This is a genomic window from Janibacter endophyticus, assembly GCF_016888335.1.
Lineage (GTDB): Bacteria > Actinomycetota > Actinomycetes > Actinomycetales > Dermatophilaceae > Marihabitans > Marihabitans endophyticum.
Genome location: NZ_JAFEJG010000004.1, coordinates 1452836 through 1474393 on the forward strand (window position 1 = coordinate 1452836; position 21558 = coordinate 1474393).

Below are 21558 nucleotides of genomic sequence, written 5' to 3' on the forward strand. Positions count from 1 at the left end.
ATTGGCTCAGCGGGGCCTCGGCAGGGATCATGGAGGCATGACTGCGATCGTCGTCGGCCTCCTCGTGTGCCTGGTCCTCTCCATCGGCGTGCTCGGGCTCGTGGCGATCCCCGCGCGCCGCGAGGGCCGTGACCTGCTGACGCCGCGCGGCGAGCGGGTCGTCGTCCGGGTCCGCAGCAGCGCCGACAGCGCCGCGAGCAAGACCTCCTCCGCGCTGAGCAGCGCCACCCCGTCGCGCAGGCGCTCCGCCTGACGCGTGCTTGACTGGCGGGCGTGACGACGCAGACCCCGCCGACCTTCGACCACCCGCTCGACCCTGAGGTCCGTCCGCAGGACGACCTCTACGGCCACGTCAACAACAGCTGGCTCAGCTCGGTCGAGATCCCCGCCGACAAGGGCCGCTACGGCGTCTTCGACGTGCTGCGCGAGCGGAGCGAGTCCGACGTCCGCACGATCATCGACGAGGTCGCCGCCGACCCGGGCTCCGACCCGGACGCCCAGCGCATCGGCGCCCTCTTCGCCGCCTTCATGGACGTCGACGCCGTCGACGCGGCGGGGACGGCACCCCTTCGCCCACTTCTTGACGAGGTCGAGACGGTCACCGACGCGTCCACCCTCGCGGCCGCCCTCGGGCGGCTCGGCCGCCTCGGCGTCACCGGGACGCTCGCCCCCTTCGTGAACACCGACGACGGCAAGCCCGACGAGTACGTCATCTACCTCGAGCAGGACGGCCTCGGGCTGCCGGACGAGAGCTACTACCGCGACCCGCAGCACGCCGTGGTCCTCGAGGCCTACCGCGGTCACGTCCGCACCCTCCTCGCCCTCACCGGCACCCCGGAGGCCGAGCTCGACGCGACCGTCGAGCGGGTGCTCGAGGTGGAGCACCGGCTCGCCGCCGGGCACAACGACCGGGTCGCCAACCGCGACGCCGTCGCGACGTACAACCCGCAGACCCTCGAGGAGATCCGGGCCGCCGCGCCGGCCATGGACTGGGACGCCTGGGCGACGGGGTGGGGGCTGCCGGCCGGAGCCCTCGACCGCGTCATCGTCCGCCAGCCCGCCTACCTCACCGCGCTCTCGGACGCCCTCGGCGCCGTCGACCCGCAGGCCTGGCGCGCGTGGCTGCGCTGGCACGTCGTCCTCTCGGCCGCGCCCTACCTCACCCGGGAGATCTCGGCGGCGCACTTCGACCTCGTTGGGCGCACCCTCTCCGGCATCCCCGAGCAGCGCGCCCGCTGGAAGCGCGGGGTCTCTCTCATCGAGTCCGTCCTCGGCGACGCCATCGGCCGGCTCTACGTCGAGCGGCACTTCCCGGCCGCGAGCCGGGAGGCCATGGACGACCTCGTCGCGCACCTCGTCGAGGCCTTCCGACGGTCCTTCGCCGGTCTGCCGTGGATGGGCGAGGCGACGAAGGGGGAGGCGCTCGCCAAGCTCGAGGCCTTCACCCCCAAGGTCGGGTACCCGGTGCGGTGGAAGGACTACTCGGCCCTCGAGCTGACCGGCGACCTCCTCGCCGACGTCGGCCGGGGCCACGAGGTCGCCGTCGACCGTGAGCTCGCCAAGCTCGGCGGGCCGGTCGACAAGGACGAGTGGTTCATGACCCCGCAGACGGTCAACGCCTACTACAACCCAGGGATGAACGAGATCGTCTTCCCCGCGGCGATCCTCCAGCCGCCCTTCTTCGACGCCGACGCCGACCCCGCGAGCAACTACGGCGGCATCGGCGCCGTCATCGGCCACGAGATCGGCCACGGCTTTGACGACTCGGGTGCGAGCTTCGACGGGACCGGGGCGCTGCGTGACTGGTGGAGCGCGGAGGACAAGGAGCGCTTCACCGCGCTCGCGGACCGGCTCAAGGCGCAGTTCGACGGGCAGAGCTCGCGGACCGCGCCCGGGCGGTCGGTCAACGGCGCGCTCACGGTGGGGGAGAACATCGGTGACATCGGGGGGCTCGCCATCGGCCACGCGGCCTACCGGCTCGCCGTCGGGGAGGAGGCCGCGACGAGGGTCGGCGAGGACGGGCTGACCGGAGACCAGCGCTTCTTCGTGTCGTGGGCGCGGGTGTGGTGCGGTGACGCCCGCACCGAGGAGGCCGAGCGGCTGCTCGCGATCGACCCGCACGCCCCGCAGGACCTGCGCGGCAACGCGTGCCGCAACATCGACGCCTTCCATGACGCCTTCGGGGTGCGCGAGGGCGACGGCATGTGGCTCGCACCGCAGGAGCGCGTCACGATCTTCTGACCCGTCGAGGCTCGTCGCAGAGCTCCTCGCACCCCAGGGAGCGGGTGCCCGAAAAGTCGGTGTCGCCAGGTCGGGGGACGCGCGTACGCTCGGGCCGGTCATGACCACGCTCGCCCCCGCACCGCGCACGGCCCCCGAGGCCGGGGCGACGCCGACCCCGCCCGAGCGGCAGGTCGGCTGGCGCCGGCTGCGGCACCCCCTCGCGGGAGCCGCGATCGCCGCGCTCGTCGTCTACGCGCTGGGCCAGGCCGCCGGGTCCGTCCTCGCCGGCCGGCTCGCCGAGCGGCCCAGCTCCACCCTCGTCCTGTGGCTCGCCGCCTGCCTCGTCGGCGGCGGGCTGCTCGACACCGTCGGGCGCTTCCTCTGGTCGAGCGTCGTCGTCCGCGCCGAGGGTCGCCTGCGCGACGACCTCGTCGACGCCGCCCTCGACCAGCCCCTCCACGCTCTCTCGGAGCAGGCCGTCGGGGAGGTCCTCGACCGGGTCGACGACGACACCCACGACGTCGGCACCCTCGTGCGCGAGCAGGTCTGGATGGCCCTGCGCGCGCTCATCACCGCGCTGCCCATGTGGGTCGTCGCCGCGGTGACGTGGTGGCCGGCCTGGTTCCTCTTCCCGGTCTTCGCGGTGCTCACCTACCTCGTGATGCGTCCCTTCATGAACGAGGTCGTGGAGCGCAAGGTCGTCGAGGAGGTCGCCTGGACCGACCACGCCGCCGCCCTCGAGGAGGGCGTCGCGGGACGCGACGACCTGCGCACGAGCCGCGGCGCCCCCTTCGCCGTGCAACGGCTCGCCCGGCTCTCCGCGGTCGTCCACGACCGCTTCCACGAGGTCCTCGTCGTCGAGCGGGTCATGACGATGCGCGGCATGCTCCTGCTGCACTCGCTGCTCGTCGCCATCGCGGTCGCGGGCATCGCGGTCGCCGTGAGCGGCGGGCTCTCCGTCGCCCAGCTCGTCACGCTCTTCCTCGTCACGACGAGCTTCGTGAGCATCGTCGGCCGGGTCGCCGAGCAGCTGCCGGACCTCCAGGCCGGGCTCGGGGCGGTCATGCGGCTGCGGCAGATGCTCGCGGTCGAGCCGGAGCCTCGGGGTGGTCTGCCGGTGCCCACGGGCGAGCTCGATCTCACCTTCCGCGACCTGCACTTCAGCTACGCCGAGGGGACCTTCGCTCTCGAGCACGTCGACCTGCACCTCCCTGCCGGGCGCACCCTCGCGCTCGTCGGGCGGACCGGGTCGGGCAAGTCGACGCTCGCCTCGCTCGTCTCCCGGGCCGTCGACCCGGAGCCGGGGACCGTGCTGCTCGGCGGCGTCGACGTGCTCGACCTCGACCTCCAGCACCTGCGGCGCTCGGTCGGCGTCGTCACCCAGCGCACCGAGATCCTCGCCGGCACCCTCGCGCAGAACATCGCGCTCTTCGCCGACGTCGACCGCTCCAGGCTCGAGGAGGTCGTCGCCGAGCTCGGCCTCGGGGACTGGGTCGCCGCCCTCGACGACGGGCTCGACACCGTGCTCGGTCCCGGCGGTGCTGCCCTCTCCGCCGGCGAGGAGCAGCTCGTCGCCTTCGCCCGGCTCCTCCTGCGCGACGTCCAGCTCGTCGTCCTCGACGAGGCGACCGCCCGGATGGACCCGGTGACCGAGGCCCGCGTCGTCGCCGCCTCGGACCGCCTGCTGCGGGACCGCACCGGCATCCTCGTCGCGCACCGGCTCTCGACGATCGCCCGGGCCGACCTCGTCGCCGTGCTCGAGGGCGGCCGGCTCATCCAGCACGGTCCGCGCACCGACCTCGTCGTCCAGGAAGGCCCCTTCCGCGACCTGCTCCGCTCGGCCTCCGACGACCCCGGCCCGGAGGCCGAGGACGCCCCCGACGCCCTGCGTGCCATCGGCAGCAACCGACGCCGCGTCGAGCCTCCGGTCCGCCCCGCGACGGGCGACGGGCCGTCGCTGGCCCGCGGCATCTGGCACGTCCTGACGGTCCGGCCGGAGTGGGGGCTGCTCTCGGTCGGCCTCTTCCTCGGCTTCTCGCTCACCGGGTCGATCGGTGCCCTCACCGGCTTCGCCTGGGGGCACACCGTCGAGGAGCTGAGCCGGGGCGGCAACCCCTGGTGGTGGCTGCTCGTGTGCGTCGCGGCGATCCTCGCCGGTCCCGTGCTCTTCGCCGCGGCGATCATCCGGTACCCGCGCTGGTGGATCGAGATCATGCTCCGCGTGCGGATGTCGGTCCTCGTCGGCCAGACCGCGGACCGTCGCCTCGACAGGGTCCCCGCGGGCGAGATCGTCGCGCGGGCCATGGACGCCGACCGCTACGCCCGCTACGCCGACCGCTGGGTCGACGTCGTCAACGGGCTGATGATCGTCCTCATCACGGCGGTCTCGGCCGGCACCCCCCTCGCGGGCATGGTCCTGCTGCTCGTCCTCGGGGCGGCCGCGGGTGCCAGCGCCCTCGGGCGTCCGGTCGCCGGCCGCTCGGCCGCGCACGCCTCGGCCACCCGGGCCCACTTCGGCCGTGCCCTCGTCTCGACCCTCGAGTCGGCCCGCACCGTCAAGCTCGCGGGACGGGTCCCGGACGTCCGCCGTCATCTCGGCCGGGTCGACGGGGGTCGCGTCGAGGCCGCCGTGCGGGAGCACCGGGTCCGTGCGGTGCTCGAAGGGGTGCCCATGGTCATGGTGCAGGCCGGCATGGTCCTCGCCTGGGCCGCGGTCCTCTGGCAGTGGTGGGGCCTGGCGACCGCGCTCCTCGTCGTCGGTGCCGTCGGCGGCTTCGACTGGTTCGGCCGGGTCGCGGGGGCCGTCGTCACCGAGGCCCCGGGGGTGCGGGCCTGGCAGAAGGTCACGAGCCGGCTCGCCGGCGGGGTCGACCTCATGGACCAGCCCGAGGGCGTCGACCTGGTGACCGGGCTGGCCCCCGAGCCGCCCGAGGTGCCGCGCGTCCCCCTTCGCACGCTGACGCTCGAGCGGATGACCGCCGTCCACGAGGACGGGACCGTCGGCGTCGAGGACGTCGACCTCGAGGTCCGGGCGGGCGAGCTCGTCCTGCTCCTCGGCCAGATCGGCTCGGGCAAGTCGAGCCTGCTGCGGGCGCTCGCCGGGCTCGTCGACCACCGCGGCGGGCTGCTGTGGAACGGCCGCGAGGTCGACGACCCCGAGGTCTTCCTCCGGCCCGGTCAGGTCGCGTACGTCGCGCAGGTGCCCCGGGTGCTGTCGGGCACCTTCGCCGACAACGTCCAGCTCGGCTACGGGCGCTCCTTCGAGGGCCCGGTCGACGACGCCCGGCTCGGCCCGGACGTCGCGACCGCCGGTGGTGCCCACGCGCTCGTCGGCCACCGCGGGGTGCGGCTCTCCGGCGGGCAGGTCCAGCGGCTGGCGCTCGCGCGGGCCCTCGCCGCCGACGCCGAGCTGCTCCTCGCGGACGACGTCTCGAGCGCGCTCGACGCGACGACCGAGATCGAGCTGTGGCAGTCGCTGCGACGTCGCGGCGTCACGGTCGTGGGCGCCACCTCGAAGCGGGCCGCCCTCGCCCAGGCCGACCGCGTCGTCGTCATCGTCGACGGCCGGGTGCAGGCCGTCGGCCCGTGGGCCGAGCTGCACGGCGACTTCGGCCACCTGGCGGGCTGACTCCGGCGCAGATTGGGCAGGCCGCCCGGTCGCTGCGAGGATGGGGCCGTGGGATTCATCGACACCGTCCTCGAGTACGTCATCGTCGCGATCCTCCTCGTGGGGCTCCTCGTCGGTCTGGGCCTGGGGCTGCTCCGCGGCCGCGGCGGCAGCACCAAGGAGCTGCCCAAGGAGCACCGCCCGCCGGAGCGGCCGAGGGGGAGCACCGACCACCGCAGCGGCACGATCGTCCTCGACCGCCCGAGCGACAAGGCGAAGGGGGATCAGCCCCCGCCCGCAGAGCGGCGCGCCGAGCCCACCGTGGCGCCGGCCGACCGGACCGCCGAGGTCGAGCCGGAGAGCACCGCGCCGGCCGAGGCCGACGAGTACCTCGCGCAGACCCAGCCCGGCGGCGAGGCCGCGCCCTCGGCCCCGGATGACTTCACCCCCGCGGACGACGACGCGATCGCCGGCAGCGCCGAGCCAGACACCTACCACCGCGACAGCGGCGAGACCCCGGTCACCGACGCCCCGAGCGACGTCCCGATGTCGATCCCGGCGGACGAGGGCGACCTCGAGCCGGTCTTCGAGGAGCCCGAGGTCGAGACCCCGGCCCCGACCCGCGACCGGATGCGCTCCCTGCGCACCCGCCTCGCGAGCTCCAACAGCGCCATCGGCAAGAACCTCCTCGCGATCCTCTCCGGCGGCAAGCTCTCCGAGGAGGACTGGGAGGACGTCGAGGACACCCTCCTGCGCGCCGACCTCGGCATCGAGCCGACGACCGAGCTCGTCGAGTCGCTGCGCCGCCACGTCGCCGTCGACGGCACGACCGACCCCGAGGTCGCCAAGGACTGGCTCTACGCGGACCTCTTGGACCTCGTCGACCCCGGCATGGACCGTGGCCTCGCGGCGAGCCGCGTCGACGGCCGACCCGCGTGCATCCTCGTCGTCGGGGTCAACGGCACCGGCAAGACGACGACCGTGGGCAAGCTCGCCCGGGTCCTCGTCGCCAACGACCGCGACGTCGTCCTCGGTGCGGCCGACACCTTCCGCGCCGCGGCCGCCGACCAGCTCGAGACGTGGGGCGCCCGCGTCGGCGTCCCCGTGATCCGCAGCGACCGCGAGGGCGCAGACCCCGCGGCCGTCGCCTTCGACGCCGTGAAGGCGGGGGCCGAGATGGAGGCCGACTGCGTCGTCATCGACACCGCCGGCCGCCTGCACAACAAGGTCGGACTCATGGACGAGCTCGGCAAGATCAAGCGCGTCGTCGAGAAGCTGCAGCCCATCGACGAGGTGCTCCTCGTCATCGACGCGACGACCGGGCAGAACGGCCTGGCCCAGGCGAAGGTCTTCTCCGAGGCCGTCGCCTGCACCGGCGTCGTCCTCACCAAGCTCGACGGCACCGCCAAGGGCGGCATCGTCGTCGCGGTCCAGCGACAGCTCGGCGTCCCGGTCAAGCTCGTCGGCCTCGGCGAGGGACCGGACGACCTCGCCCCCTTCGTCCCGGAGGCCTTCGTCGACGCGATCGTCGGCTGACCCGGCCGAGGACACGACGAGGGGTGCACCCGGCCGCCGGGTGCACCCCTTCGTCGTCCCGAGGTCAGGGTGCGGGTGGCAGGGAGCAGGCGGGGGTGCCGCCGGGGAGACGGTGACGGTTGCGGGCGACCCAGCGGTAGACGATGCCCGCGAGCGTGTTGACCCCGGGCAGCAGCAGGAGCGCCCCCAGCGGTCGGGCCCAGGGGCGTGACGCGAGGAGCATCCGGGCGACGGCGTCCTGCCCGCTGCTGACCCGGCCGTCGGCGCCCACCCACTGGAGCGCCGCGTCGCACTCAGCGACCGTGAGCCCGAGCGCGCCGAGGTCGAGCCGCTGGGCGGGCGAGATGTCGAAGGCGTCGGGGGAGGGGCGGAAGCGCCGCGCGGCGAGCTCCGCCGACCGGGTGCACATGCCGCAGTCTCCGTCGAAGACGAGCACCGGGCGATCCACGGTGTCGACGCTACCGGTGCCGTGGCCTCAGCCGGGGACGGCGATCTCACCACCGAGCCGGTAGCCGTCCAGGAGAGGGAGCCGGTCGCCGCTCCAGAAGCGGCCCGGGTCGTACCAGCCGAGCGGCACATCCGGCTCGAGCAGCCCCATCTCCTCGTAGGTCGTCGCGACAACCTCGGCGCAGTAGGCCACCTCGGGCCGCAGCCCACGGCGGGCGGACTCGCGCCGCGAGAGGTGGGCGTCGCGGCCCCGGAGCCAGCGCACGCCGAGAGCGTCTCAGCCCGTGGGACCTCCTCGGGTCGGTAACACCCTCCTTACCCGGAGCGGCGATCGGAAACATCGACGAAACAAGCGGTCGCGTGCTGCGAAACAGGAGGGACGTTGGGTTACCCCATGAGTCCAGCACTGATGCCTCTGGCAGACCCACCAGCGATCGACACCTCGGCCACGGCCTTCATGATCATCTGCGCGTCCCTCGTGCTCCTGATGACCCCAGGCCTGGCCCTCTTCTACGGCGGCATGACGCGCGCCAAGTCCGTCCTCAACATGATGATGATGAGCTTCGGGGCCATGGGCGCCGCGGCCGTCGTCTACGTGCTCTGGGGCTACTCGATGTCCTTCGGAGGGAAGGACATCGCCGGCCTCTTCGCCAACCCCTTCGAGAACTTCGGCCTCAAGGGCGTCGCGAGCGCCGTCGAGGGTGTCACGGACACCGTCGGGGCTGACGGCATGCCCGTCGTCGACGTCTTCGGCGCCGACGTCTTCATCCCCGAGGTCCTCTTCGCGGGATTCCAGCTGACCTTCGCGATCATCACCGTCGCCCTCATCTCGGGTGCGATCGCGGACCGCGTGAAGTTCTCCTCGTGGATGGTCTTCGTGCCCGTGTGGCTGACGCTCGTCTACTTCCCGTTGGCCCACATGGTGTGGGGCGGGGGCATCCTCTCGGGTGCCGAGAACGGCGTGGCCGCTCTCATCACCGGCGTCACCGAAGGCGCCGCGAACGTCGCCCCGATCGACTTCGCCGGTGGCACGGTCGTGCACATCAACGCCGGTATCGCCGGTCTCGTCCTCGCACTCGTCGTCGGCAAGCGCCTCGGCTTCGGCAAGACGGCCATGCGCCCCCACAACGTGCCGCTCGTCATGATCGGCGCCGGCCTCCTGTGGTTCGGCTGGTTCGGCTTCAACGCCGGCTCCGAGCTCGCCGCTGACGGCGTCGCGGGCCTCGTCTGGGTCAACACCACCGCCGCCACCGCCGCCGCGATCCTCGGCTGGCTCGTCGTGGAGAAGATCCGGGACGGTCACGCCACCTCGATCGGCGCCGCCTCCGGTGTCGTCGCCGGTCTCGTCGCCATCACCCCGGCCTGCGGCAGCCTCTCGCCGGTCGGCTCGCTCATCCTCGGTGTCGTCGCCGGTGCCCTCGCCGCCCTCGCGGTCGGCCTGAAGTACCGCTTCGGCTACGACGACTCGCTCGACGTCGTCGGCGTCCACCTCGTCGCCGGTCTCTGGGGCACCGTCGGTGCCGGCCTGCTGGCCACCGACGGCGGCCTCTTCTACGGCGGCGGCCTCGACCAGACCCTCGTCCAGATCGCCGTCGCCGTCGTCAGCCTCGTGATCTCCGCGGCCCTCACCCTCGTCATCGCCCTGGCGATCAAGGCGACCATGGGCTGGAGGATCAGCGACGACGACGAGGTGGCGGGCATCGACTCCGTCGAGCACGCCGAGTCCGGCTACGACCTCGTCGCCCGCGGCGGTCGTCTGGGCGTCACCGGCAGCGGTGCCCAGCACGACGCGCGTCACCACGAGGAGATCACCCCCGAAGGAGCGAAGGCATGAAGCTCGTCACCGCCATCATCAAGCCCCACCAGCTCGACGAGGTCAAGGAGGCCCTGGAGACGTACGGGATCACCGGCATGACCGTCAGTGAGGCGAGCGGTTACGGCCGCCAGCGCGGCCACAGCGAGGTCTACCGCGGCGCCGAGTACACGGTCGACTTCGTCCCGAAGATCCGGCTGGAGGTCCTCGTCGAGGACGTCGATGCCGCCTCCATGGTCGACGTCATCGTCACGACGAGCCGCACCGGTCGCATCGGCGACGGGAAGGTGTGGGTCTCCCCGGTCGAGGACGTCGTCCGGGTCCGCACCGGTGAGCGGGGGATCGAGGCCCTGTGAGCCTGCGCGCCACCCGGCTCGACCTCGCCGGCACCAGGGACTTCACTCTCCCTGGTGCCGGCGAGGCACGCCGCTCGGCGATCGCCTCGGCGACGACCCGGTGGCTCGGCGAGGTGTACACGGAGGCCGTCGGCGAGCGGCGGGGGCTGGCCCTCGCCGCCGTCGGCAGCCTCGGCCGGGGCGACTCCGGGCCGCTGAGCGACCTCGACCTCGTCCTTGTCCACGACGGGCGCAGCCACCGCGCCCAGGAGATCGCCGTCCTTGCCGACCGGCTCTGGTACCCGGTGTGGGACGCCGGTCTGCGGCTCGACCACAGCGTCCGGACGGCGGGGGAGTGCCGGTCCGTCGCCCGGGATGACCTCACCGCCGCCGTGGGCCTGCTCGACATGCAGCTCCTCGCCGGCGACGCCGACCTCGTCGCGGGGATCCGGGCCACGACTGCGCACGACTGGCGCGGTGACGCCCGCCGGCGTCTGCCCCAGCTCATCGAGGCGACCCAGGCCCGCCACGCCCGGCACGGCGAGATCGCCCAGTCGCAGGAGCCCGACCTCAAGGAGGGCCGGGGCGGCCTGCGCGACATGACGGTGCTCACCGCGCTCACCCAGGCCTGGCTCACCGACCGCGACCGCGGCCGCGTCGACGAGGCCTACGGGCGCCTCCTCGACGTCCGGGACGCCATCCACCTCACGACCGGCCGGGGTCGCGACCGCCTCCACCGGGAGGACTGCGACGCGGTCGCCGCGCTCCTCGGCCTCTCGGACAGCGACGAGCTGCTCACCGAGGTCGCCGACGCCGCCCGTGCCGTCGCGTGGTCGCTCGACGCGGCCGGTCGCCGCGCCGGGCAGTCTCAGCGGGCCCGCACCCTGCGGGTCGGGCCCCGCCGGCCCGCGATGGCCCCGCTCGGGTATGGCTTCTTCCGGCACGACGGCGAGGCCGTCCTCGGGTCGGCGCAGCAGGTGGGTTCGGATCCCGAGCTGCCCCTGCGCGCCGCGGTCGTCGCCGCCCGCCACCGGCTCCCACTCGCGCCCAGGACGCTCACCAACCTCGCCGGCTCGCCCGACATCGCCACCCCCTGGCCGGCTGCGACGTTGCGCCAGCTGACCGACCTCCTCGCCGTCGGCCCGGAGCTCGTGCCGACGTGGGAGGGGCTCGATCAGGTCGGCCTCGTCCAGCGGTGGATCCCCGAGTGGTCCGCGGTGCGGAGCCGCCCGCAGCGCAACGCCGTGCACCGCCACACCGTCGACCGCCACCTCCTCGAGACCGTCGTCGAGGCCGCCCGCCTCTCCCGGGACGTCCAGCGTCCCGACCTGCTCCTCGTCGCGGCCCTGCTCCACGACATCGGCAAGGTCGCCGGGTCGCGCGACCACAGTGCCGAGGGCGCCGAGATCACCGCGCGGATCCTCGAGCGGCTCGGCATGCCCGCCGACGACGCCGGCACCGTCGTCCTGCTCGTCCGCGAGCACCTCACCCTCATGGACGCCGCCACCCGGCGCGACCTCGAGGACCCCGCGACCATCCACGCCGTCGTCGACGTGGTCGGGGGCGACCTCCAGACCTTCGAGCTGCTGCGCGCCCTGACCGTGGCCGACTCCCGCGCCGCCGGCCCCAAGGCCTGGACCGACTGGCGGGCCGGTCTGCTCGCGACCCTCACCGACAAGGTGCGGGCAGAGCTCGCCGGAGCCCCGGTGACGTCCGTGGAGCACGCCGTCCCGGGGATCCCGACCGCCGCGTCGGAGGCGCTCGGGACGGGTCACCCCTTCGTCGCCGTCGAGGCGGCCGACCCGGGATGGACCGTGCTCGTCTACGACCGCGACCGCCACGGCCTCTTCGCCGACACCGCCGGCGTCCTCGCCGCCCACGGGCTCACCGTGCGCAGCGCCCGCCTGGCCACCCTCGACGGGATCGCCGCCGACACCTGGGTCGTCGAGTCGCCCGGCGGGGACGCGCCCGAGGCCCGGCGGATCGCCGCGTCCCTCCACCGCCTCGCCGCCGGCGACCGCAGCGCCCTCGGCGCCTTCGCCCGGCGTCGCGCCGTCCGGTCGGCCGTCGCGTCGACGGCCGGACCCACCCGGGCCTTCGTCATCCCGTCGGGCAGCGACGACGCGACGGTCCTCGAGGTGCGGACCGAGGACCGGCCCGGTCTGCTGCACGACCTGGGGGTCTGCCTCGCCCAGCAGGGGCTCGGCGTGCGCTCCGCGCACATCGCCACGCACGCGGGGCAGACGCTCGACACCTTCTACGTCACCCTGCCCACCGGAGCGCCGCTGAGCCCGGCCAAGACGGCGCAGGTGCTGTCCGCCCTCATCGACGCCTGCGACGACCCGGCGGGCTGACGCGTACCCTAGGGCCCGTGTTCACCAGCCTCTCCGACCGCCTGACCGGGACCTTCAAGAACCTCCGGGGCAAGGGCCGCCTCTCCGAGTCCGACGTCAACAAGACGGTCCGTGACATCCGGATGGCGCTCATCGACGCCGATGTCGCCCTGCCCGTCGTCAAGGAGTTCACCAGCGCCGTGCGCGAGCGCGCGACCGGCGCCGAGGTCAGCGGGGCGCTCAACCCGGCCCAGCAGGTCATCAAGATCGTCAACGAGGAGCTCGTGACGATCCTCGGCGGCAACACCCGGGAGATCCAGCTCGCGAAGCGTCCGCCGACCGTCATCATGCTCGCCGGCCTGCAGGGCTCGGGCAAGACGACCTTCGCCGGCAAGCTCGGCGCGCGGCTCAAGGAGCAGGGCCACACGCCGCTGCTCGTCGCCGCCGACCTCCAGCGACCCAACGCCGTCACCCAGCTCGAGGTCGTCGGCGAGCGGGCCGGCGTCAAGGTCTTCGCACCCGAGCGCGGCAACATCGGCGGTCACGACATGGGGGCCGAGGGGGCGGGCACCCGGTCCTTCGGCGACCCGGTGAGCGTCTCCCGGGCGGGCATCGCCGAGGCGCAGGCCAAGCAGTACGACGTCGTCATCGTCGACACCGCCGGCCGCCTCGCCGTCGACGCCGACCTCATGCAGCAGGCCGCCGACATCCGCGCCGCGATCCAGCCCGACGAGGTCCTCTTCGTCATCGACGCGATGATCGGTCAGGCCGCGGTCGAGACCGCCCAGGCCTTCCAGCAGGGCGTCGACTTCACCGGCGTCGTCCTCTCCAAGCTCGACGGTGACGCGCGCGGTGGAGCGGCGCTCTCCGTCGCGGGCACGACCGGTCGCCCGATCATGTTCGCCTCCACGGGCGAGGGCGTGCGGGACATCGAGGTCTTCCACCCCGACCGCATGGCCAGCCGGATCCTCGACATGGGCGACATCCTCACGCTCATCGAGCAGGCGGAGCGCGCCTTCGACCGCACCCAGGCCGAGGAGATGCAGCGCAAGTTCCTCGCGGCCGAGGACTTCACCTTCGACGACTTCCTCGCGCAGATGGCGGGGATGAAGAAGATGGGCTCGATGAAGGCGATGCTCAAGATGATGCCGGGCATGGGGCAGATGGCCGCCCAGCTCGACAACATCGACGAGCGGGAGTTCGACCGGGTCGAGGCGATGGTGCGCTCGATGACCCCCTTCGAGCGCAACCACCCCAAGCAGATCAACGGCTCGCGCCGGGCGCGCATCGCCCGCGGGTCCGGGGTCCAGGTCTCGGAGGTCAACCAGCTCCTCGAGCGGTTCGCCGAGGCCCAGAAGGTCATCAAGCAGCTCTCCCGCGGCGGCGGCATCCCCGGGATGCCGGGCATGCCCGGCATGGGCGGCGGCAAGAAGGCCCGCCAGGCGAAGCAGGTCAAGAAGAAGGGCAAGTCGGGCAACCCCGCGAAGCGGGCGCAGCAGGAGCGGGAGGCGGCCGAGCGGTCGGCCGGTCGCGGGCCGGCGGGCTCCGCCTTCGGCGCAGGCCAGGGCATGCCGGACCTCGACCCGAGCCAGCTGCCGGCCGGCTTCGAGAAGTTCCTCGGGAAGTGACCCGCCGTGGGTGAGCTCGCTCTCCACACCGTGACGAAGGGGGAGGAGTCCGGCGACCTGCCTCGGGTCGCCTTCTGCCACGGGCTCTTCGGCCAGGGACGCAACTGGACGACCATCAGCAAGGCGATCGCCGACATCGCCCGCACCACGTTGGTCGACATGCCCGACCACGGGCGCTCCGGGTGGACCGACCAGTTCGACTACGTCGAGATGGCCGACACGGTGGCAGAGGGGCTCCGGGCGATCGACGACTCGCAGCCGTGGATCGTCGTCGGGCACTCGATGGGTGGCAAGGCCGCGATGCTCATGGCGCTGCGCCACCCCGACCTCGTGAGCCGGCTGTGCGTCGTCGACGTCTCGCCGGTCGGCTACCGCGAGGGGCGCGAGTTCGAGCATTTCGTCGAGTCGATGCGGGGCATGGACCTCGATGTGATCTCCACGCGCCAGGACGCCGACGCCGCGCTCGCCACCGATGTCCCGGACGACGCGGTCCGTGCCTTCCTGCTGCAGAACCTGCGCCGTGACGGTGACGGCTGGCGCTGGCAGATGAACCTCGACGTCCTCGGCGACTCCATCGGGCGCCTGCGCGGGTGGCCGGTCGAGCCGACGATGGGCAAGGTCTACGACGGCCCGGTCCTGTGGGTCTCGGGGGAGACCTCCGGCTACGTCCGCGACGAGATGGGCGATGCCATGCGGGGCTACTTCCCGCGGGCCCGGCTCGTGACCATCAAGGATGCCGGCCACTGGGTGCACTCCGAGCAGCCCGAGGTCTTCGTCGAGGTGCTCCGTCGCTTCATCAGTGCGGGCGAGGACCAGCCCGGCTGACCCACGGCCTGGGTAGGGTCGCAGGTATGGCGACGACGCTGCACGTCACGGGCCGGATCCTCCTCTCCGCGCAGGAGGTGATCGACGAGCTCTGGGTCATCGACGGGCGCATCTCCCTCACCCCGCCGACGACCGGCACCGACTGGGACACCGTCTCCGGCTGGGTGGTCCCGGGCTTCGTCGACGCGCACTGCCACGTCGGCCTCGACAAGCACGGGGCCGTGGACGCCGAGACGAGCGAGGCGCAGGCCCGGGCCGACCGGGACGCCGGCACGCTGCTCATCCGCGACGCCGGCTCACCCGCCGACACCCGGTGGATCGACGAGCGTGACGACCTGCCGAAGATCATCCGCGCCGGTCGCCACATCGCCCGGCCGAAGCGCTACATCCGCAACTTTGCCCACGAGGTCGAGCCCGACCAGCTCGTCTCCAGGGTGCGTGCCGAGGCCCGGGCCGGGGACGGCTGGGTCAAGCTCGTCGGTGACTGGATCGACCGGGAGGTCGGCGACCTCGCCCCGTGCTGGCCGGTCGACGTGCTCACCGAGGCCGTCGCGGCCGCACACGAGGAGGGGGCCCGCGTGACGGCACACTGCTTCGGCGAGCAGTCGCTCCACGACTTCGCCGCGGCTGGCACCGACTGCATCGAGCACGCCACCGGCCTCGAGGACGACACCGTGGCGAGCTTCGCGGCGCAGGGCATCACCATCGTCCCCACGCTGGTGAACATCGAGACCTTCCCGCAGATCGCCGAGCCGGCGGCGGAGAAGTTCCCCGACTACCACCGCCACATGCTCGCGCTGCACGAGCGCCGCTTCGCGACGATCGGGGCCGCGCACGAGGCGGGCATCCCGGTCATGGTCGGCACCGACGCCGGCGGCTCGCTCCCGCACGGCCTCGTCGCCCAGGAGATGGAGCTGCTGACCCGGGCCGGCATGACGCACACCGAGGCGCTCGCCGCCGGCACGTGGGCGGCCCGGGAGTGGCTGGGCCGGCCGGGGATCGTCGAGGGGGAGGACGCCGACCTCGTCGTCCTCGACAGCGACCCCCGCGAGGACGTCCGGGCGTGCGCGTCGCCGCGCAGCATCGTGCTGCGCGGCGCCACCCTCTTCTGACTTTCGCACGAGCCAAGGCTCCTACCCCGTCAGACGGGGTAGGAGCCTTGGCTCGTGCGAAAAGGGGAGGCGGGGGTCAGACGAAGGGGAGGGCGGGGGTCAGGCGGGGGAGCCGACGAGCTCCTCGCCGTCGCTGCGCTCGTCCTCGGACGCCCGCTCGGCGGCCTGCTCCTCGCGGTGCGCCTTGGTGCTCCACGCGACCGCCCCGAGCCAGGTCGTCCAGATGACGCCGTAGACGACCCACCGCACGGCGTCGTCGAGCGCGAGGGCGTCCTTGCCCATGAGCGTGCGCGAGTTCGTCAGGACGATGAGGCCGCCGACGAGGCTGCCGAGGATGCGCGGCGGGACGATCCGCACGATGTACGCGGCGATGGGGGCGGCGATCGCGCCGCCGACGAGCAGCACCGCGACCCACGACCAGATGATGCCCTGCGAGCCGAGGGCCAGGAGGAAGCCGAGGCTGGCCGCGAGCGCGACGAGGAACTCGCTCGTGTCGATCGAGCCGATCGTCTTGCGCGGCTCGATCCGGCCGCTCGCGAGCAGCGCGGGCGTCCCGACCGGGCCCCAGCCGCCGCCACCGGTGGCGTCCACGAAGCCGGCGAAGAGGCCGAGCGGCCCGAGGAAGCGCTTGCGCAGCGGCTGGCCGAGGCGGTCCTTGCGCAGGCCCTTGAGCGTGAACCGGACGAGCACGTAGAGGCCAAGGACCAGGAGGATCGTGCTCATGACCGGCTTGGCGACGTCGGTGTCGAGCGAGGCGAGGAAGGTCGCCCCGGCGAAGGCGCCGACGGCGCCCGGGATGCCGATCTTGGCGACGACGCCCCAGTCGACGTTGCCGAAGCGCCAGTGGCTGGCACCGGAGAAGAGGGTGGTGCCGATCTCGGCGAGATGGACGGTCGCCGAGGCGGCCGCCGGGTTGGTGCCGATCGCGAGGAGGAGCGTGGTCGTGGTGACGCCGTAGGCCATGCCGAGCGACCCGTCGACGAGCTGGGCGAGGAAGCCGACGATGGCGAGGAGGACGAGCTTGCGCAACGGAGGGCTCTTTCCGTGGGAGTGACGCAGCCGGGCGGAAGTCCCACCTGGTAGATGGGATTTGAGCAGAACACAAAGTTATGAGTCAAGTAACACAGAGTTATGTCTCAGGATGTGTCGGACCCGGTGCCCGCGGGCGGCGGGTCGGCGCTGCGGGATACTCGGCCCGTGGACATCTCGGCGCGCGCGGACTACGCGGTCCGGGCGATGCTCACCCTGGCGGCCGAGGGGGGAGAGGCCCCCGTCTCTGTCGACCGGCTGGCGGGCGAGCAGGACCTGCCGCGCAAGTTCCTCGAGGCGATCGTCGCGGACCTGCGGCGGGCCGGTCTCGTCACGAGCCGCCGCGGCGCCGCCGGCGGCTACCGTCTGTCGCGGTCGGCGCAGGAGATCTCCGTCGGCGACATCGTCCGCGCGGTCGACGGTCCGCTCGCCGAGATCCGTCGCCAGCGCCCCCAGGACCTGCGCTACGAGGGCGCGGCGGAGCACCTGCCCACGGTCTGGGTGGCCCTGCGCGCCGCCCTGCGCGACGTCCTCGACGACACCTCGCTGGCCGACATCGTCTCCGGCCACCTCCCCTCGCTCGTCGCTGAGCTGGCCGCCCGGCCCGACGCCCGGCGCAACCGCTGACACGTGCGCCCAGGCCCGGCGATTGGGCCGCCAGGCCCGCCTCTGGCAGACTGGGCGGGCGTAAACCTTCCGGTGGCCACCGTCGCCGGATACCTACCCCGGGCGCCGGTACCCCGCACTCATCCCCTGTGTGGTCTTGCCGCGCCCTCAAGCATGAGGAGACCACTGACGTGGCCGTCAAGATTCGCCTGAAGCGGATGGGCAAGATCCGCGCCCCCTTCTACCGCGTCGTCGTCATGGACTCGCGCACCAAGCGCGACGGACGTGCGATCGAGGAGATCGGCAAGTACCACCCGACCGAGGAGCCCTCGGTCATCGAGATCGACATGGACCGGGCCAGGTACTGGATCTCCAACGGCGCCCAGCCGACCGAGGCCGTCGCCCGCCTCCTCGAGATCCTCGAGAGCGGCAACCTCAAGGTCAAGGAGCCCAAGACCCCGAAGAAGGACCTCTACGAGGCCGCGCTCGCCGCCTCCGGCAAGGAGGAGCACGACCACAAGGCCATCACCGCCAAGAAGAAGGCGGAGAAGAAGGCCGCTGACGAGGCCGCCGCCGCGGAGAAGGCTGCCGAGGAGGCCAAGGCTGCCGAGGCGGCCGCCGAGGAGGCCCCCGCCGAGGCCGCTGCGGAGACCGAGGCTGCTGCCGAGGCTCCCGCTGAGGACAAGGCCTGATCGTGCTCGACGAGGCGCTGGAGCACCTGGTCACCGGGATCGTCGACCACAAGGACGACGTCGTGGTGCGTCAGAAGAACCTCCGCCGCGGCACCGTGCTCGAGGTCCGCGTCCACCCGGACGACCTCGGTCGCGTCATCGGCCGCAACGGCCGGACCGCGACCGCGCTGCGGACCGTGCTGGGTGCGCTGTCCGGCGGTGAGACCGTCCGGGTCGACATCGTCGACACCGACCGCGAGGGCTGAGCCCACCGCGACCGAAGGGGGGTGCCCCGTCCGAGCAGGACGGGGCACCCCCCCCTTCGTCGTCGGCCGAAGTACCGTGGCCCCCATGCCCGAGGATCCCCACGTCGTCGCCCGTATCGGCAAGCCGCACGCGCTGCGTGGCGAGGTGACCGTCCAGCTGCACACCGACGACCCGCAGACCCGCCTGGCCGTCGGCAACGTCCTCCCGACGCGTGCCGAGGCCGGCACCGGGGTGCCCCGTCAGCTGACCGTCGCCTCGACCCGGGTCCACCGTGGGATCTGGCTCGTCGGCTTCGAGGAGATCCCGGACCGCACGGGCGCCGAGTCCCTCCGCGGCACCCGGCTGCTCGCCCCCGAGGGTGACCTCGCCGAGGACGACACCGCCGAGGGCTGGTACGAGGAGGAGCTCGCCGGCCTCGAGGCCCGCGACCCCGAGGGGACGGTGATCGGCGCCGTCGTCGGTCTCGACCTCGGCGTCGGCCAGGACCGGCTCGTCATCGAGCTGCCCGACGGCTCCCGCACGCTCATCCCCTTCGTCGAGGCGATCGTCCTGACGGTCGACGTCGAGGCCGGCCACATCGTCGTCGACGCTCCTGCGGGCCTGCTCGACCTCGGCCGCGAGGAGGGCTGATGCGGCTCGACGTCGTCTCGATCTTCCCCGACTACCTCGCCCCGCTCGACCTCTCGCTCATCGGCAAGGCCCGCCGCGACGGGATCATCGACGTGCGCGTCCACGACCTGCGCGACTTCACCCACGACCGGCACCGCACCGTCGACGACACCCCCTACGGAGGGGGAGCGGGCATGGTGATGAAGCCGCAGCCGTGGAGCGAGGCACTCACCCACGTCCTCGGCTCGGCGGACGAGGCGAGCGGGCCCGCGCCGATCCTCGTCGTCCCGGGGCCCGGCGGGCAGCGCTTCGACCAGGCGAGGGCGCGGGAGCTCGCCGAGGCGCCGTGGCTCGCCTTCGCCTGCGGCCGCTACGAAGGGATCGACGAGCGGGTCTACGAGTGGGCGGCCGAGCGCATGGAGGTGCGCGTCCTCTCCCTCGGTGACTACGTCCTCAACGGCGGTGAGGTCGCCGTCCTCGCGATGACCGAGGCGATCGTCCGGCTGCTGCCCGGGGTCGTCGGCAACGCTGAGTCGCTCGTCGAGGAGAGCCACGAAGGGGGCCTGCTCGAGTACCCCATCTACACCAAGCCCTCGGCCTGGACCGACGCTGCCGGGGTGACCCGAGAGGTTCCCGAGGTGCTCCTCGGCGGCAACCACGAGGCGATCGCGACGTGGCGCCACGAGCAGCGGCTCGCCCGCACCGCGGCCCGTCGCCCCGACCTCCTCGCCGCGGCGGCGACCGCCCAGGGACCGGACGGCCTCTCGGTGCTCGACCACGCCGTCGCGACCCCGGCCGACGCCGGGGAGATCCTCACCCTGCAGAAGGCGTGCCGGCTCGAGATGGTCGCGGAGCCCCAGCACTGGTCGGGGGCGCCGGCCGAGACGGTCGACGACGTCCGTGCCGACCTCGCGTCCTGGACGACGCACACCTTCCGCTCCGAGGGCCGGCTCGTCGCCTCCGTGCGGGTCCGCCGCGACCCCGTCGACCCGTCGACCTGGCAGATCGGCCGGCTCATGGTCGTGCCCGACCTGCAGGGCAGGGGGCTCGAGCGGGCGCTGCTCGAGCGCGCCGAGGCGCTGGGGCCGGCCGACATCACCAGGTACCGGCTCAGCACCGGTGCCGACCAGCAGCCGCTCCTTCGGATGTCCAAGAAGGCCGGCTACCGCACCGCCGGACCGGGCGAAGGACCGGGGACCGTCGACCTCACGAAGAGGCGAGCGGCTCCTCCTTCGTCCCGGTAGGCGGCCGGCCGGCACGATTTCGGCTCCCGGCCGTCGCTCTGGCACAATGGTGTGTTGCGTCCAGATCGATCCTGCCCCTGCCACAGGGGGAGTGCGGCCCGCTCAGCGATGAGCAGGTCGGCACGTGGCGGACGGACGTAGCACCAAACTCCTGACGATTGAGTTGCGGGCGACCTGTGGCGCTCGCGGGAAGCAGACAGCCATGCAGCGTTTCGACGCGATCGACCAGGCCTCGCTCAAGAGCGACCTGCCCGACTTCCGTGCCGGTGACACCGTCAAGGTGCACGTCAAGGTCATCGAGGGCAGCCGCTCTCGTATCCAGGTCTTCCAGGGCGTCGTCATCCGTCGCCACGGCGGCGGCGTCGGTGAGACCTTCACCGTCCGCAAGGTCTCCTTCGGCGTCGGCGTGGAGCGGACCTTCCCGCTGCACTCGCCGAACATCGACAAGATCGAGGTCGCGAGCCGCGGTGTCGTCCGTCGCGCCAAGCTCTACTACCTCCGCGACCTGCGCGGCAAGGCCGCCCGCATCCGCGAGCGTCGCGAGACCCCCGCGAGCTGACCTGCCCTCACGCTGATGGTCATGGCCAGCATCTAGGCTGGTCCGCGATGAGCACCGAGACCGACGAGACGACCCCCGCCGCACCGCGGCCGGGGGTCGTCTCGCGTGGTCCGGGGCGTCTGGCGCTGCACCTCGGCATCGCGGTGATCCTCGTCTTCCTCGTCCGCGCCTTCGTCGCCCAGTCGTACTTCGTGCCGACCGGGTCGATGGAGCCGACGATCAACCCCGGCGACCGCGTCGTCGTGTCGAAGATCCACGGCGGGCTGCAGCCCGGCGACCTCGTCGTCCTCGACGGCACCCGCACGCTCGCCGTCGCCGACCGCACCCCCTTCGTCTCGGACGGGCTCATCGGCCGGGTCCTCGGCTCGGCCGCGTCGGCGTTCGGCATCGACCTCGGCGAGCAGGACTTCCTCAAGCGGGTCGCCGCGGTGGGCGGCCAGAGCCTGTCCTGCACGCCCGACGGCGGACTCGTCCGCGACGGCCAGCGGGTCGCCGAGCCGTATCTCGCGCCGGGCGAGGCGGCGTGCACGGACCCCTTCGACGTGGAGGTGCCACAGGGGAGGGTCTTCGTCCTCGGCGACCACCGGTCCCGCTCGGCCGACTCGCGCTCCCTCCTCGGCAGCCCGGGCGGCGGGATGATCGCGCTCGACGACATCGTCGGCACCGTCACCCTGCGCTACTGGCCCCTCGGCGCCGTGGGTGCGCCCTGATCGC

At 73.0% G+C, this 21558-nt stretch carries 20 protein-coding genes; 17 read left to right on the forward strand and 3 right to left on the reverse strand.

Annotated elements, in window-relative coordinates; all coding sequences use genetic code 11:
* Positions 1 to 37 precede the first annotated feature (37 nt).
* The 4 genes from JNO54_RS07080 (at position 38) to ftsY (ending at position 7366) form a co-directional block, all read left to right on the forward strand.
* Positions 38 to 253, forward strand: coding sequence for a hypothetical protein (locus tag JNO54_RS07080; protein WP_204143263.1), 216 nt, complete (start codon positions 38 to 40; stop codon positions 251 to 253).
* Positions 254 to 273: 20 nt separating this feature from the next.
* Complete coding sequence (locus JNO54_RS07085; protein WP_204143264.1) at positions 274 to 2241, forward strand: M13 family metallopeptidase; 1968 nt, start codon at positions 274 to 276, stop codon at positions 2239 to 2241.
* 100 nt (positions 2242 to 2341) lie between these two features.
* Positions 2342 to 5851: an ATP-binding cassette domain-containing protein gene (locus JNO54_RS07090; protein ID WP_204143265.1), complete on the forward strand. Its 3510-nt coding sequence runs from the start codon at positions 2342 to 2344 to the stop codon at positions 5849 to 5851.
* Positions 5852 to 5899: 48 nt separating this feature from the next.
* Positions 5900 to 7366, forward strand: a complete 1467-nt coding sequence (gene ftsY, locus JNO54_RS07095; RefSeq protein ID WP_204143266.1) for a signal recognition particle-docking protein FtsY — start codon at positions 5900 to 5902, stop codon at positions 7364 to 7366.
* Positions 7367 to 7430: 64 nt separating this feature from the next.
* Here the strand turns inward: ftsY and JNO54_RS07100 are convergent, their stop codons facing one another.
* Positions 7431 to 7814, reverse strand: coding sequence for a thiol-disulfide oxidoreductase DCC family protein (locus JNO54_RS07100; protein ID WP_204143267.1), 384 nt, complete (start codon positions 7812 to 7814; stop codon positions 7431 to 7433).
* Between the two features lie 27 nt (positions 7815 to 7841).
* On the reverse strand, positions 7842 to 8078 hold the full coding sequence (locus tag JNO54_RS07105) for a hypothetical protein (RefSeq protein WP_204143268.1): 237 nt from the start codon (positions 8076 to 8078) through the stop codon (positions 7842 to 7844).
* 129 nt (positions 8079 to 8207) lie between these two features.
* Here JNO54_RS07105 and JNO54_RS07110 point away from each other — a divergent pair, with 129 nt between their 5' ends.
* The 6 genes from JNO54_RS07110 to JNO54_RS07135 are packed head-to-tail and all read left to right on the forward strand — an operon-like array spanning position 8208 to position 15859.
* On the forward strand, positions 8208 to 9647 hold the full coding sequence (locus JNO54_RS07110; RefSeq protein ID WP_204143269.1) for an ammonium transporter: 1440 nt from the start codon (positions 8208 to 8210) through the stop codon (positions 9645 to 9647).
* A complete protein-coding gene (locus tag JNO54_RS07115) occupies positions 9644 to 9982 on the forward strand; it encodes a P-II family nitrogen regulator (protein WP_204143270.1) in 339 nt (112 codons plus the stop codon). Before JNO54_RS07110 ends, JNO54_RS07115 begins: the two co-directional genes overlap by 4 nt.
* Entirely contained in the window at positions 9979 to 12315 is a 2337-nt protein-coding gene (locus tag JNO54_RS07120) for a [protein-PII] uridylyltransferase (RefSeq protein ID WP_307818098.1), read from the forward strand. Before JNO54_RS07115 ends, JNO54_RS07120 begins: the two co-directional genes overlap by 4 nt.
* Positions 12316 to 12332: 17 nt before the next feature.
* Complete coding sequence (gene ffh / locus JNO54_RS07125; RefSeq protein WP_204143271.1) at positions 12333 to 13922, forward strand: signal recognition particle protein; 1590 nt, start codon at positions 12333 to 12335, stop codon at positions 13920 to 13922.
* Between the two features lie 6 nt (positions 13923 to 13928).
* Entirely contained in the window at positions 13929 to 14747 is an 819-nt protein-coding gene (locus JNO54_RS07130) for an alpha/beta fold hydrolase (RefSeq protein ID WP_204143272.1), read from the forward strand.
* Positions 14748 to 14773: 26 nt separating this feature from the next.
* Entirely contained in the window at positions 14774 to 15859 is a 1086-nt protein-coding gene (locus JNO54_RS07135) for an amidohydrolase family protein (protein ID WP_204143273.1), read from the forward strand.
* A gap of 99 nt (positions 15860 to 15958) precedes the next feature.
* Here JNO54_RS07135 and JNO54_RS07140 read toward each other — a convergent pair whose 3' ends face one another.
* Positions 15959 to 16888, reverse strand: a complete 930-nt coding sequence (locus tag JNO54_RS07140; protein WP_204143274.1) for a sulfite exporter TauE/SafE family protein — start codon at positions 16886 to 16888, stop codon at positions 15959 to 15961.
* A 168-nt stretch (positions 16889 to 17056) separates the two neighbouring features.
* On the opposite strand from JNO54_RS07140, the gene JNO54_RS07145 reads away from it, so the two are divergent.
* The 7 genes from JNO54_RS07145 to lepB all read left to right on the forward strand — a co-directional run bounded on the left by JNO54_RS07145 (position 17057) and on the right by lepB (position 21554).
* Positions 17057 to 17515 (forward strand): RrF2 family transcriptional regulator, encoded by a 459-nt coding sequence (locus JNO54_RS07145; RefSeq protein WP_204143275.1) that lies wholly within the window; start codon positions 17057 to 17059, stop codon positions 17513 to 17515.
* Between the two features lie 170 nt (positions 17516 to 17685).
* Entirely contained in the window at positions 17686 to 18186 is a 501-nt protein-coding gene (gene rpsP, locus JNO54_RS07150) for a 30S ribosomal protein S16 (RefSeq protein WP_204143276.1), read from the forward strand.
* A gap of 2 nt (positions 18187 to 18188) precedes the next feature.
* On the forward strand, positions 18189 to 18431 hold the full coding sequence (locus JNO54_RS07155) for an RNA-binding protein (protein WP_204143277.1): 243 nt from the start codon (positions 18189 to 18191) through the stop codon (positions 18429 to 18431).
* 85 nt (positions 18432 to 18516) lie between these two features.
* Positions 18517 to 19062: a ribosome maturation factor RimM gene (gene rimM / locus JNO54_RS07160; protein ID WP_204143278.1), complete on the forward strand. Its 546-nt coding sequence runs from the start codon at positions 18517 to 18519 to the stop codon at positions 19060 to 19062.
* A complete protein-coding gene (trmD, locus tag JNO54_RS07165) occupies positions 19062 to 20285 on the forward strand; it encodes a tRNA (guanosine(37)-N1)-methyltransferase TrmD (RefSeq protein WP_204143279.1) in 1224 nt (407 codons plus the stop codon). The genes rimM and trmD overlap by 1 nt, the downstream gene beginning before the upstream one ends.
* A 202-nt stretch (positions 20286 to 20487) precedes the next feature.
* Positions 20488 to 20844, forward strand: coding sequence for a 50S ribosomal protein L19 (gene rplS, locus JNO54_RS07170; RefSeq protein WP_204143280.1), 357 nt, complete (start codon positions 20488 to 20490; stop codon positions 20842 to 20844).
* Positions 20845 to 20891: 47 nt separating this feature from the next.
* The gene (gene lepB, locus JNO54_RS07175; protein WP_204143281.1) at positions 20892 to 21554 is read left to right on the forward strand and encodes a signal peptidase I; all 663 of its coding nucleotides are present in this window, start codon (positions 20892 to 20894) and stop codon (positions 21552 to 21554) included.
* The last annotated feature ends 4 nt before the right edge of the window (positions 21555 to 21558 follow it).